This is a genomic window from Chryseobacterium sp. RLHN22, assembly GCF_051011795.1.
GTDB classification, from domain to species: Bacteria; Bacteroidota; Bacteroidia; order Flavobacteriales; family Weeksellaceae; genus Chryseobacterium; species Chryseobacterium zhengzhouense.
Window position 1 is genome coordinate 135163 of sequence record NZ_JBPCHW010000003.1, and the last position, 13712, is coordinate 148874.

Sequence of the window (13712 nt, forward strand, 5' to 3'; positions counted from 1 at the left end):
TTTAAAAAGTAAAATTACGCAATTTTCCCGAGTTGAAGACCATTGTATTTTTTACTGATGGCATAGAGAAATACAATGAAAAGAAGAATCACAAAACCTATGAAAAACCGTAAATTGGCACTATCCGGAAAGAATATAAATTTTATGTAAATATTGATAAAAAATAATGCCGCTAAAATTCTTATCCAATTTTCTTTTGAAAAGTAGAATGTTCCTCCCAATAAAATAAGCGAAGCTAAGCTGATTTTTTTAAAATTAACAAGTTTAAAAATAAGAAAGTCAAAGTATCTTTTGAATGTGAAATCAGCTTTTTCAGCTGAAATTATCGGTCTTCGGTAAAAGAAGCTGTCATAAAACAAATCTTTCCATCCCGGATAATTATAGTATTTGATAATCGCTACATACATCACAGCCAGTAAAAACCCTTGAATAATTAAAGAATATTCTAATTTTTTACTCTCAGTAAAATACTTAAAAGCAAATACTGCAAAAAGATAAGTTGCGGCAAAAAGAATATAATCAGGTCTTATTAATACACAACATACAAGAATTAAGAATTGAACAATAGATTTTCTTTTCTGCAAAACGCTTATCGTAAACAATAATGTAAAAACAAACAAAAAAGTATCGGGTGTAGGATTTTCAGCCATGCTTCTCACCGGAGGAAACCATAGAATGAAAAGTGAAATTAATGGGGCCATGAAATAGTTTTCAGGGAATAGAAATTTCACCAGATAAAAAAGAAGCAATCCTGCAATAAAATAGGAGAAAATATTCGTTAACAGAACAGCATGAGGACCTGTAAATCCTATTTTATACAAGACATAAACTGCTGCATTATATCCTACTTTTATCTGATAATAAGGCAATTGCTCACCAAATGCTTTATAGTCGGTATAGAAAACTTCGTTGGCATGATTGTAATGAAGAATGTCATTAAATTCAGTTTTTGAAGCCTCTTTTTGAATATCAGAATATACTTTTTCTTGAACTTTCTTTGCGTCATTGGGAAATTCCCAAGAATAAACGCTTCCTAAATAACCGGGCATATCCCAATCATAGACTCTGTTCTGGTAACAGGAATAAGTAAGAAAACTTACGCCTAAAATAAAAAAAAGAAAGGATAAACCCCATTTTAATTTCATAAAGTCAAGATTTACCCTTTCAGAAAAATTTTTATAGATCTTCAGCTTCTGCCAGAAGCTCTACAATATCTTTTACTTCTACTTCCGTATTTTTATTGAAATGCTTTACACCATCGGTCAACATCGTATTACAGAATGGGCAGCCTGTGGCAATAACTTTTGGCTCAAAAGATAAAGCTTCTTCAGTTCTTTCAATGTTGATGTCTTTATTCCCTTTTTCAGGCTCTTTAAACATTTGCGCTCCACCTGCACCACAACAAAGGCCATTGGTTTTGCAACGTTTCATTTCAATTAATTCAGCATCAAGCTTTTCCAAAAGCTCCCTCGGAGCTTCGTATTCACCGTTTGCTCTTCCTAAATAGCAAGGATCGTGAAATGTAATTCTTCTGCCTTTGAAAGATCCGCCCTCAATTTTTAGTCTGCCTTCGTTCATCAGTTGTCTTAAAAACTGAGTATGATGAATCACTTCATAATTTCCACCTAAATTCGGGTATTCGTTTTTTAAAGTATTAAAACAGTGCGGACAAGCCGTAACAATTTTCTTCACTTCATAAGCATTCAGAACTTCAATGTTCGTCATTGCCATCATTTGGAAAACAAATTCGTTTCCTGCTCGTTTTGCTGGATCACCGGTACAGCTTTCTTCCTGCCCGAGAACAGCAAATTCAACATTAATTTTATTTAAAATTTTGCAGAAAGCTTTGGTTATTTTTTTGGCTCTGTCGTCGAAACTTCCGGCACATCCTACCCAGAAAAGAACTTCCGGAGACTTACCTTCCATTGCGTATTCCGCCATTGTTTTTATATTGAAATCCATTTTATTCAATTTGAAAATGTGAGAATTTGAGAATTTGAAAATGTGCAGAACAACCAATTTTCAAATTTTCAAACTGATTAATTATCTAGTTAGTCTTTTGCCCAATTCAGACGATCTGCCTGATTGTATTGCCAAGGTGCGGCATTATTTTCTACGTTGGTCATCATCAGGTTTAGTTCCTGTGGTGCAGCAGATTGTTCCATCACCAGGAATCTTCTCATTTCGAAAATAATCGAAAGCGGATCCAAAAGTACCGGACAAGCCTGTGTACAAGCATTACAAGTTGTACAAGCCCAAAGTTCTTCCTTCGTGATATAATCGTTTAACAGCTTCTTACCGTCGTCTTCAAACTTTCCGTTTTTATCAATATTTCTTCCAACTTCTTCCAGACGATCTCTCGTTTTCATTAAAATCAATCTCGGAGACAGTTTTTTACCTGTAATATTTGCCGGACAAACCGAAGTACATCTTCCACATTCTGTACAAGAATATGCATTCAGTAATTGAACCTGATTTAGATCAAAAACATCTTCTGCACCAAATTTCGAAGGAGCTTCCTCTGCACCTTCTGCCGGAGCAGCATAAGGATCTGCATTCGGATCCATCATTAACTTGATTTCTTTGGTTACCGATGCAAGATTATTGAATTTTCCATACAAATCAAGATTAGCGTACCAGGTACTCGGAAATGCAAGAATAATATGCAAATGTTTAGAATAATAAAGATAATTCATGAAGAACAGGATGCCCATAAAGTGAAACCACCAAGCTCCTCTTTCAACAAAAATTAGAAATCCATTATCGAAACTAAAAATTTCAAGAAAAGGAACCAATGTCATTTCACTGATCGGGAAACTTCCGTGTGCTGCTAAAACACCTCTTTGCTGTAAGATAAAATCAGAAGAATTCATCGTAAAGAAAGCAACCATTAAAGCAAATTCAATAATCAGAATCCAGTTTGCATCATTCTTAGGCCATCCGAAAAGCTCTTTCATCGTTAATCTTTTCACGCCGTAAAAATTTCTACGGATAAAGAAAGTCACCACTCCGACAATTACCAAAAGGGCTAAAACTTCCAAAGTTGCTGTGAAAAAGCTATAGAAACCGTGTCCGAAAACAGTTGCTAAGAAACGGTGTGTTCCGAAGATTCCGTCAACGATAATTTCGATTAACTCGATATTAATAATAACAAAACCAACGTACACGAAAAGGTGAAGAATTCCGGCAACTGGTCTTGCAGTCATTCTGCTTTGTCCCATTGCAACACGGGCCATTGTTTCCCATCGCTCGGCTTTCCTGTCGCTTCGGTTAATTTCTCTTCCTAATCTGATGTTTCTGTAGATTTTCATAAGGCTTTTTCCGAACAGACCGAAACCCGCAATCAGCAAAATCAGAAAAAGTACATTATCAAGATACTGCATGGTTATGTTTTTTTTAGTCTTTACTGTTCTTACCGAAAACCGAGAAATTGATGTATCTCTTAGGATTGGCTTTCATATCTTCAATTAATGAATTCAGGTTGGTAGACGCAGAATTCAGGTTGTTGTACAGCTGATCGTCTTTCATGATTTTACCTAAGCTTCCTTCACCTCTGTCAATTCCGGCTACAACACTGTTCAGTTTTCCGACCGTCTGATCAAGATTTGCAATTGTCTGATTCAATTGTTTTGTATCAATACTTTCCGCAAGATTTCCGTATTTATCTAAGGTTACCTTTCCACTTTTCATGGTAAGGCTTGCTTCGTCTAAAACTTTCTGAAGCTTAGGATCATTGTTTCCAACCAATTTGTTTACACTTCCTGCAGTCGTTTCCAATGCGCCAACTGTTTTATTCAGATTATGAAGCAAAATTTTGATTTCTTCCCTGTTCTGAGCATTCATGACCTGATTGGCATTGGCCATCAAAGAATCTACTCTATGCAAAACAGTTTGCAGCTGATCTTTTACAGGACCAACCTGAGAAGAAAGACTGTTCATCATCCCAAGTTTGAAAGCGCCTTTCAAAGTATCACCATCTTTTGCAGTTGGCCCACCATAAAATAAGTTCACCCTCATCTCCTTACCGCCCATTAAACTCGGTTCAAAAATCTCGAGATTGGAATTTTTTGAAAATTCAAAATTGTTATCTACCGTTATTTTTACGACAAAATGTATTTTTCCATCTTTGGTCGTCTGAGGAATGATCTTATCAACCTGCCCTACTTTAAGACCATTAATGGAAACAGGAGCAGACTGCGTTAATCCCTCCACATTATCATATTTAGCGTAAAATATATTATCGGTAGTAAAAAGGCTTCTGCCTTTCATGAATTGGAATAAAATCACAAAGCCGACGATGGCCAGAAGTGCGATTAAACCAGCTTTTAATTCTTTACTGAATTTCACTTGTTAAATTTTTTCTAATGTAGCAAATATAGCACATTTTAAGTTAATCTTTCTCTTTATTGCTCTGCCTAAAATACAAAAAAAGCGCCAAAATAATTTGACGCTTTATATTCCAATAATGATGATCTTACTGTTGAGTTCCCAATTTGCTCCAGATTTCGATTCTATAATCGTCGATATCTGCGTTATCCTGCAAACTCTTTAACCATGCCTGACCAAACATTCCTGCATTTCTTTGAGTAACTGACTCTGCAAATTGCTTCGCATCACCAGGCTGTTTGTTTAGAGTTTCGTTCTTTTTAACGATTACATATACTCCTGTTCCACCTTCAATCGGATTTGAAACTTTACCTTTTGCAATACCAAAAGCAGCACCTGCAACCTTAGGCTCCATTGCTCCGGCCACAGAAGGATTAAGCATATTTACCTGAGCTGATTGCTTTGTAGTCGCAAAAGTTTTAGCAACTTGGTCTAAACTTCCTGCTTTTCCGATTTTTTCAGAAATCTGTTTCGCAGCCAGTTTATTCTGAACAACTGTTTCAATCTGATCTCTTACAGATTCAGGATCTGCAAGACCTTTTTCTTGTTTTCCGTTTAAGTAAACAACTACTTTATCACCTGTTCCTTCAACTGTAAAAAATTCAGTATCTCCTTTTTCTCTTTTCTTATCGAAAGCCCATGCGATAATCTCACCATCCTTATCAGTACCTAAACCTTGTAGCTGACCATCAAATCTTTTTGCCGCTTTCGCATTAGAATATTGGTAGTTTGATTTTTTAGCAATATTTACGAAATCGTTGAAAGATTTACCTTGAATTTGCTGGATAAATCTTCTGGCTTTTTTATCAACTTCAGCTTCTGTAGCTTCAGAAGGCTTAATTGTTTTTACAATGTGAGCCACTTTATAGCCCATTTCTCCTGACTTTTTATCTTCAATATTGATGATATGATAACCAAAACTTGTTTCCGCTAAACCGGTTGTCCCTTTAGGGTTATTAGCTAAAAATGCTAAATATCCAGGAGCAAACTGACTTTGAGGAGTCGTCCAGCCCACACTACCTTTTCTTTCCACTGCACCTGGTTCATCAGAAAGTTTAAGACCTTCAGCAAATTTTGCAGGATTCGTTTTAATTACAGCCATTAAGCTGTCAGCAATTTTCTTAGCTTCTTCTTTTGATCTTGTTGCAGTAGATCTTTCAGCACCTTTGTAAGCAATTAAGATATGATTCGACAAAGTTGAGTCAGATGGCTTTTTGTCAACTAATTTAGAAAGCACATAAAGATTCTGCTCTTTGTAAGGTCCGAAAACCTGACCGATTGCAGCAGTCTCAATTTTACCCTGTAATCCTTGAGGCATTTGTTGTGCTGTCACATATGCATTGTTGTAAGGCATATCTGAATTTGCCATCACAAACATTGAATCATTTGTTGTGTTCTGGAAGTTTTCTTTACCTCCGCTCGCATCAGTACCTCCAGAGAAAATTTTAGTAATCTCTTTTTGTACTGCAGCTTCATCGGCAGGACTTGGCTGAGAAGGAAAAAATGCAATCCCTAAGTTTCTGCTTGGCTCGGTTTTAAACTGCACAGGATGCTGATCAATGTATTTTTTTAAATCTTCAGTCGTAACTTTGATTTTATTTTTCTGAAGGTAAGAAGCATAATCAACTTTCACAAAATCGATATCAGCAAGCTGATCTCTTTCTTTCATTAATTCTTCTGCTTCTTTTTTTCCTATTGTGATACCAGTAGAAATATTAGCAAAAACCTGTCTTGCCATAATTCTGTATTCAATGGTTTTTCTAGTTTTCAACCATTGATTGTATGCTTCAGGGTTTGTATTCTGTAAAGTTTCAACTTCTTTTTTAAGCTCCTGAAGTTTGAAGTTTCCTTTTTCATCAAACAGCTGCTGGTTCTGAGCAAACATCTGATCGAACTGAATTTGGCTCCAGAACAAATCATCAGTCATTTCAAAGCCCATTTTTTCGAACTGCTGCTTAATTAATTTTGATTGTACCAATAATTGCCAAGCCTGCTCTTCAAGACCGTTCTTCGGCTGTCCTTGCTGCTCTGCCTGTTGTTGTAATACAAAAAGCTGGTCGTTAAACTCTTCACGGGTAATTTTCTCACCATTTACTTTTCCTAAAACATCAGGGTTTTTTCCAAAAACCTTATCAATACTATCAGGATTTACCAAAAAGGCTAAAAGTGCCAATGCGATAACGCCCATCAAAAGCCAAGGTTTACTCCTAATCTGTCCTAAAATTGCCATTTTATAAATATAGTTTTTATATCAGTGTGCGAAAATACACATTTTTAAGAAATTACAGAAATATAAGTCGTTTTTTTAATTTTTAAAATTCAAATACTCTTAAAATGGAAATTTTGACCGTATTTTTTTGATGATTAACAAATGGCATCAAACTTGACAATTTAGTATACAATTCATATATATTGCTTTTTATAAGCAAATTGTGAAATATCAATGTAATGACTTTAACTGAAAATGACAATTTGTCATTCGATTTATTATGACAGAATTTGAAGATATAAATTTTGATGATATTCTTGGAGACGGTTTTAATATCGTAGCTGAAGAAATCAATCTTTCCGACCTGAATGTAGACAATGAGAAAAGTTCTGAACAGATTATTTTCCCAATACTTCCGGTAAGAAACATGGTGATGTTCCCGAATGTGGTAATCCCAATTACCGCAGGAAGAAAAACATCGATCCAGCTTCTTGAAGAAGCTCAGCAAAATGGTGATTACATTGGAATTGTAAGCCAGAAAAACTCTGATATTGAACAGCCTACAGAGAAAGACCTTTATCAGACCGGTACGTTAGCGAAGATTATTAAAATCATTAAGCTTCCTGAAGGAAATGTTACCGCAATTACCAAAGGTTTTCAAAGATTTAAAATAAAAAAGACTGTAGACACGCAACCTTATTTCAAAGCTGAAATCACGAAACTGAAAGATGTAAAAGCTAAAAACAAAGAGGAATATGAAGCATTGTTGGAGAATATAAAAGATTTAGCTCTAAAAATCATTGAGCTTGATCCGAACATTCCGAATGCTGCAAATTTTGCGATAAAAAACATCAATAATAACGATGATTTGTTAAATTTTATCTGCACAAATGCCAATTTCCCTTATTCAGAAAAGCAAAAACTTTTGGAAGAGAAGAACCTGATGGAAAGAGCCAATAAGTGCTACGAAATGATGCATGAAGATTTCAGAAAACTCGAACTGAGAAATCAGATCCATCAGAAAACTTCGAAAGATTTAGATAAGCAACAGCGAGAATATTTCTTAAATCAGCAGATCAGAACGATTCAGGACGAGTTGGGAGGCGGCCCTGAAAGTGATGTAGAAGATTTAATTAAAAAATCAAAAACCAAGAACTGGAACGCAGAAGTTGAAGAACATTTCCAAAAAGAAATTAACAGACTTCAACGTCAAAACCCAAATTCTCCGGATTATAATGTTCAGAGAAATTATTTGGATTTCTTTACAGACTTACCTTGGGAAACATTCACAAAGGACACTTTTGATATTGAAAAAGCCCAAAAAGTGTTGGATAAAGCCCATTTCGGTTTAGAAGACATCAAAAAAAGAATTTTAGAACACATGGCAGTTTTAAAATTGAAAAATAATATGAAATCACCAATCCTTTTGTTGGTGGGCCCTCCCGGAGTTGGTAAAACTTCTTTAGGAAAATCGGTTGCCGATGCTTTGGGAAGAAAATATGTACGTGTTTCTTTGGGTGGACTTCATGACGAAAGCGAAATTCGCGGTCATAGAAAAACATACATCGGTGCGATGGCAGGAAGAATTCTTCAGTCTATTAAAAAAGCCGGAACATCAAACCCTGTAATTGTTCTGGATGAAATCGACAAAGTAGGAAAAGGAATGCACGGCGACCCGAGTTCGGCTTTACTGGAAGTTCTTGACCCGGAACAAAACAGTTCTTTCTACGACAATTTCCTTGAAATGGGTTATGATTTGTCTAAAGTCATGTTTTTAGCAACGGCAAACTCACTCTCAACAATCCAGACGCCGCTTTTAGACAGAATGGAAATCATTCAGATTGCGGGTTATACTTTAGAGGAAAAAATTGAAATTGCGAAGAGACATTTAATTAAAAAACAACAGGACGAAAACGGTTTGACTGCAAAATCTTTCAAACTTGGAAATTCTGAACTGAAACATATCATCGAAGCCCACACTTCTGAAAGCGGCGTGAGAACTTTAGAAAAAAGAATTGCGGCGATTGCACGTTGGGTTGCTTTGCAGACAGCTTTGGTAAAAGATTACGATGCTAAAATTTCTGTTGAAAAAGTGGATGAAATTTTAGGCGTTCCAAGACCGAAAAGCTTATCTGAATTAACGGATGTTCCGGGAGTGGTTACAGGTTTGGCATGGACAAGCGTTGGCGGAGATATTTTATTTATCGAAAGCTTAATCAGCAACGGAAAGGGGAATCTTTCCATGACCGGAAATCTGGGAACGGTAATGAAAGAATCTGCAACCATTGCTTTGGAATATATTAAAGCGAAACATGAAGATTTAGGAATCAGCGAAGATGATTTAGAAAAGAAAAATATTCACGTTCACGTTCCCGAAGGAGCAACGCCAAAAGACGGGCCTTCTGCAGGAATTGCCATGTTGACTTCTATGGTCTCATCCTTTAAAAACAAAAAAGTAAAACCTCATCTTGCCATGACCGGAGAAATTACTTTACGTGGAAAGGTGCTTCCTGTAGGCGGAATTAAAGAAAAATTACTCGCTGCAACAAGAGCGGGAATAAAAGAAGTTATTCTTTGTGAAGCCAACAGAAAAGACGTAGAAGAAATAAAACAGGATTACCTGAAAAACCTGAAAGTAAACTATGTAAGCTGGATGAACGAAGTCCTGGAATTAGCTTTAGAAAAATAATTTTTTTATTTATAAATTTATAACCTCATCGGAAACGGTGAGGTTTTTGTTATGTGTAGAAAAACTTTCCCATGAATTTTTTTAAACTTCCTTTTCTTCCAAAACTCGCGTTAACTGTTATTTCGATTATCGGAATCGGATATCTTATTAAATTAGGACAAAGTATTTTGGCTCCGTTCTTTTTAGCATTTTTAATGGCAATGCTCTTTTTACCGATTGCCACTTTTTTAGAAAGAAAACTGAGATTTCCTCGATCAGCTTCTACCATCGTATCGGTTTTGATGCTCCTGATCATTTTAACAGGAATGATTTATTTTTTCAGTACACAAATATCGAGTTTCAGCAGAGATATCCCTCATCTTACCAAACAGTTCAACACCGTATTTCATGATTTGCAAAAATGGATTTCGCGAACCTTTAATGTAAAAATTGATGAACAGTTCACTTACCTTGATCAGGGTTTAAATAAGATATTATCTTCAACAGGAGTAATACTGGGTTTTACTTTTGGAATTTTCTCAACAAGCTTAGGCTTTTTAGCATTTTTTATCTTATTCTTTATCTTTATTTTAAACTACAGACGAATTTTGAATAATTTCATCGTTAATGTATTTAATGAAAAACATAAAGCGAGCGTTCAGGAAGTCGTTTCCGAAGTGAGAATCATGACGAAAAGATACATTATCGGATTATGTCTTCAGGTGATTATTGTTTCGGTTCTTACAACGATTGTTCTTACGATTTTAGGGGTAAAATATGCTATTTTATTAGGAGTTCTAACTGGATTATTAAATGTTATTCCCTACATCGGAATTTGTATTTCTCTTCTCATTTCATGTTTTATTGCATTTGCTACAGGGACCATTTCAACTTGCGTGTATGTAGCAATTGGCTACGTTATCGTTCATGCGATCGACGGAAATATTGTTCTTCCTTTCGTGGTAGGCTCAAAAGTAAAAATCAATGCTTTATTTTCATTTATCGGAATTCTTTTAGGCGAACATCTTTGGGGAATTTCAGGAATGTTTCTGTGTATTCCGGCGATTGCAATTATTAAAATTATTTTTGAAAGAGTCGACGGATTACAACCCTGGGGAAAACTTCTCGGTGAAGATGAAAAACCTAACAAGAAAAAGAAAAGCTATAAAATTTCTAAGAATATCACGCTGAAAGAAATGGATTAGGACATGAGTAATTGCCAATGAGCAATGAGCAATGAGCAATGAGTAATTTATGATGAAATTTAATTTTGATTGATTTTATAATAACGAATTGGAATTTTATTTAATTTTAATAAAAATTCAATCTATGAAAATTATCAAATTTATTATCAGTCTCTTATTTGGTTTGATGTTTATCAATGCCGGATTAAACAAATTCCTGAATTATATGCCGATGCCAAAACCAACACCGGAGCAAATGAAAATCTTCGAAGCATTCAATCAATTGCATTGGTTAATGCCATTAGTCGGAGCTGTTGAAGTTATTGGCGGATTATTATTTATTTTCCCAAAAACAAGAGCCTTAGGTTCAATTGTTATTTTACCGGTAATGGCCGGAATTATTCTTCATGTTTTCACGATCGATAAATCTCCAATGAATATGTCGATTGCCGGCATTCTTTTCCTGATTAATCTTTGGATGATTTTTGATAATAAAGAGAAATATAAAGCCTTACTGAAATAGAAAAATCAATGGTCAATTGTGAATTTTGCTTTGCAAGTGAATTTTAAAAATTGACAAGCAAGGCGAATTGACATTTGACCATTCACAATATTAAACAAATGCACTGAAACCTGTAATCGAACGACCGACAATCAGTGAATTGATTTCTTTCGTTCCTTCATAAGAATAAATGGCTTCTGCATCTGCAACGAACCTTGCAACATCATACTCCAAAAGAATTCCGTTTCCGCCCATTACTTCACGAGCTCTTGAAACGACATCTCTTGTTCTTAACGTACAGAAAACTTTCGCTAAGGAAGCATGCTCATCCTTTAAAATTCCTTCATCCTGCATTTCAGAAAGCCTGAAAACCATCGTTTGCATTGCTGTTAAATTAGAAAGCATTTCCACTAAATGCCCTTGGATCATCTGGAATGAAGCAATCGGTTTTCCGAACTGCTCTCTTTTTCTAGTATAATCTAAAGCACTTTCATACGCACCTCTTGCGCAACCTGTCGCCATCCAAGCAACTCCGGCCCTGGTCATTCTTAAAACTTTTGCGGTATCTTTAAATGAATTGGCATTTTGCAGTCGGTTTTCTTCGGTTACAACACAATTTTTCAAAGTAATCAACCCATTCTGAACGATTCGAAGCGCCATTTTTCCTTTAATTTTCTGTACTGAAAATCCTGGATTATCTTTTTCAACAATAAAACCTTTGACTTCTCCATCATCTAAATCTCTTGCCCAAATAATAATGATGTCAGCAAATGTTGCATTTCCGATCCATTTTTTTTCTCCGTTTAGAACCCAGCCTTCAGGAGTTTTTTTGCAGGTTACCGTTAAACCTCCTGCTGCTCCGGAACCAACTTCTGGTTCTGTCAGTCCAAAAGCTCCAATTTTTTCAAATTTCTGCATTTGAGGTAGCCATTTTTGTTTCTGTTCTTCCGAGCCACAAATGTAAATAGAACCCATTGCCAAACCAGATTGTACACCAAAAAATGTTGCGATGGAAGCATCAATTCTTGCCATTTCCATGGCAATAACACCTTCCATCAGAAAAGGCATTCCTTTGCAACCATAGCCTTCATACGTTACACCACAAATATCTAATTTTTGAAATTTCGGAATCAGCTCGTGCGGAAACTCGTCTCTTAGCCAATAATGATTGACTAAAGGTTTCACTTCTTTTTCCATAAAAGCTCTTACTTTCAGCTGAACTTCTCTTTGCTCCAGCGTTAAAGTATGATAAATATCGTAGAAATCCCCATCAATTGGAGGAAGTTCTTTTTTCTTTTTATTGGGATCGAGCATTTTCATCATTCCGCTAAGTTGTTTATCGTCAAGCTTAGAAAAATTCTCCATGAGTTTCGGGAGATTTACTTTCTGAGAAATTTCGCTCAGCTGATCAAAATCAATGGCTTTAAAAAGTTCTATGGCGTTTCGGATTTTAGAAAAGGTTTTAGACATATCTATTTTGAGTTTTAATTTGTAAAACATCAGCAAAAATCAATCCGAAATACCACTCCTACAGTTCAATTACTTTTACAAACAACTGAATTACAATTATTTAATTCTAATATTTCATTTACAAAAGTTTACCTGTGATATTCAAACATTACAAAAGATTCAGCCGGAACTTTGGATGAAGCAAACATTAAAAATCAAATATTATGAAAACGACACACATCAGATTAACCATCGCTACAGCACTTTTATTAGGAATTTATTCATGCAAAAAAGGCGAGGCAACAGCAAATGATTATGAAATGACTGCATCTACAGATTCTGCCTATGTAAATGTTTCCGATAGTGTTTCATCTGCCGCAACCATGTCTGTAAAAGACAAACAATTCATCAAAACAGCGGATGTCAATATGGAAGTAAAAGATGTTTACGATGCAACGATTTCCATTGAAAAATCAGTTCAGGAACTTGGAGGATTTGTAACCAACAGTAATCTCCAAAGTCGTGTAATCTCTGAAGACACCTACAACACTTCCGACGAAAACGCAATGCTCGTTAAAAAATATCAGACTGAAAATTCGATGCAGGTAAGAGTTCCTACTGCAAAATTGGGTGAGCTTTTAACCTTAATCAACGATAAAAAACTATTTCTGAATTCAAGAATCATCAATGCCGAAGATGTGACTGCAAACATTAAATATGCAGAGCTTGAAGGAAAAAGAATAAAGAAAACCGAAGAAAATATTTCTGAGCTTAAAACCACAAAAGATAAAGTAAAAATGAGTGATGAAAATATGTCGGAAAGCAACTCGCAACAATTGGCAAATCTTAATGTAACAGACAATCTGAAATACAGCACTGTTGATATTTACATAAAAGAACCCAAGCTTCGTATTGCAGAAATTGCAGTAACCAATTCAAAAAACATTGACAACAAATACAAATTCAACTTTTTTTACAGCGCGAAAAATGCTTTTGTGGAAGGTTATTATTTAACTCAGAAACTTATCGTTGGATTAATCATGATTTGGCCAATTCTATTAATCTGCGGACTGATATTTTACTTTTACAGAAAAAATCAATCTAAAAATAAAATTCAGCAACAAAAACAAGAAAATCCGGCATCCTAACCTTTAGGTTATCAACATAGATTATTTGAACCTTCGCTTTTGCGGAGGTTTTATTTTTATGGCAATTCACATTACTTAAATTGATTTTTAATTCTCAATTAACATCATTGCCCGAAATTCCGTAAATTTGCGGTTTGAAAATCAAACATTTTTAATTATATCGATT

General features: G+C 35.2%; 10 protein-coding genes. 4 read left to right on the forward strand and 6 right to left on the reverse strand.

Annotated elements, in window-relative coordinates; all coding sequences use genetic code 11:
- Window positions 1–14: 14 nt before the first annotated feature.
- From ACR1PN_RS04385 to ACR1PN_RS04405, 5 genes are all read right to left on the reverse strand, one after another.
- Window positions 15–1145 carry a hypothetical protein gene (locus tag ACR1PN_RS04385; protein WP_433979031.1) on the reverse strand — a complete coding sequence of 377 codons (1131 nt, stop codon included), beginning with the start codon at window positions 1143–1145 and terminating at the stop codon, window positions 15–17.
- Window positions 1146–1176: 31 nt separating this feature from the next.
- On the reverse strand, window positions 1177–1962 hold the full coding sequence (locus ACR1PN_RS04390) for a (Fe-S)-binding protein (protein ID WP_378179234.1): 786 nt from the start codon (window positions 1960–1962) through the stop codon (window positions 1177–1179).
- Between the two features lie 89 nt (window positions 1963–2051).
- Window positions 2052–3383, reverse strand: a complete 1332-nt coding sequence (locus tag ACR1PN_RS04395; protein WP_433979032.1) for a 4Fe-4S dicluster domain-containing protein — start codon at window positions 3381–3383, stop codon at window positions 2052–2054.
- A gap of 13 nt (window positions 3384–3396) precedes the next feature.
- Entirely contained in the window at window positions 3397–4347 is a 951-nt protein-coding gene (locus ACR1PN_RS04400; RefSeq protein ID WP_378179240.1) for an MlaD family protein, read from the reverse strand.
- Window positions 4348–4474: 127 nt separating this feature from the next.
- Window positions 4475–6616, reverse strand: coding sequence for a peptidylprolyl isomerase (locus ACR1PN_RS04405; protein WP_433979033.1), 2142 nt, complete (start codon window positions 6614–6616; stop codon window positions 4475–4477).
- A gap of 259 nt (window positions 6617–6875) precedes the next feature.
- Between ACR1PN_RS04405 and lon the strand changes: the two genes are divergently transcribed.
- The 3 genes from lon (at window position 6876) to ACR1PN_RS04420 (ending at window position 10970) form a co-directional block, all read left to right on the forward strand.
- Window positions 6876–9284, forward strand: coding sequence for an endopeptidase La (gene lon / locus ACR1PN_RS04410; protein ID WP_433979034.1), 2409 nt, complete (start codon window positions 6876–6878; stop codon window positions 9282–9284).
- Window positions 9285–9355: 71 nt separating this feature from the next.
- Window positions 9356–10468: an AI-2E family transporter gene (locus tag ACR1PN_RS04415; protein ID WP_378179252.1), complete on the forward strand. Its 1113-nt coding sequence runs from the start codon at window positions 9356–9358 to the stop codon at window positions 10466–10468.
- A 124-nt stretch (window positions 10469–10592) separates the two neighbouring features.
- On the forward strand, window positions 10593–10970 hold the full coding sequence (locus tag ACR1PN_RS04420; RefSeq protein ID WP_433979035.1) for a MauE/DoxX family redox-associated membrane protein: 378 nt from the start codon (window positions 10593–10595) through the stop codon (window positions 10968–10970).
- A 90-nt stretch (window positions 10971–11060) separates the two neighbouring features.
- Here ACR1PN_RS04420 and ACR1PN_RS04425 read toward each other — a convergent pair whose 3' ends face one another.
- Window positions 11061–12419: an acyl-CoA dehydrogenase family protein gene (locus tag ACR1PN_RS04425; protein WP_433979036.1), complete on the reverse strand. Its 1359-nt coding sequence runs from the start codon at window positions 12417–12419 to the stop codon at window positions 11061–11063.
- Between the two features lie 203 nt (window positions 12420–12622).
- Here ACR1PN_RS04425 and ACR1PN_RS04430 point away from each other — a divergent pair, with 203 nt between their 5' ends.
- Window positions 12623–13546: a DUF4349 domain-containing protein gene (locus tag ACR1PN_RS04430; RefSeq protein ID WP_433979037.1), complete on the forward strand. Its 924-nt coding sequence runs from the start codon at window positions 12623–12625 to the stop codon at window positions 13544–13546.
- Window positions 13547–13712: the final 166 nt, after the last annotated feature.

Bases quoted from the DNA above. Each gene is read 5' to 3' on its own strand.
- lon (WP_433979034.1), top strand. From the start codon at position 6,876: ATGACAGAATTTGAAGATATAAATTTTGATGATATTCTTGGAGACGGT.
- ACR1PN_RS04425 (WP_433979036.1), bottom strand. From the start codon at position 12,419: ATGTCTAAAACCTTTTCTAAAATCCGAAACGCCATAGAACTTTTTAAA.
- ACR1PN_RS04430 (WP_433979037.1), top strand. From the start codon at position 12,623: ATGAAAACGACACACATCAGATTAACCATCGCTACAGCACTTTTATTA.
- ACR1PN_RS04385 (WP_433979031.1), bottom strand. From the start codon at position 1,145: ATGAAATTAAAATGGGGTTTATCCTTTCTTTTTTTTATTTTAGGCGTA.
- ACR1PN_RS04420 (WP_433979035.1), top strand. From the start codon at position 10,593: ATGAAAATTATCAAATTTATTATCAGTCTCTTATTTGGTTTGATGTTT.
- ACR1PN_RS04390 (WP_378179234.1), bottom strand. From the start codon at position 1,962: ATGGATTTCAATATAAAAACAATGGCGGAATACGCAATGGAAGGTAAG.
- ACR1PN_RS04405 (WP_433979033.1), bottom strand. From the start codon at position 6,616: ATGGCAATTTTAGGACAGATTAGGAGTAAACCTTGGCTTTTGATGGGC.
- ACR1PN_RS04415 (WP_378179252.1), top strand. From the start codon at position 9,356: ATGAATTTTTTTAAACTTCCTTTTCTTCCAAAACTCGCGTTAACTGTT.
- ACR1PN_RS04395 (WP_433979032.1), bottom strand. From the start codon at position 3,383: ATGCAGTATCTTGATAATGTACTTTTTCTGATTTTGCTGATTGCGGGT.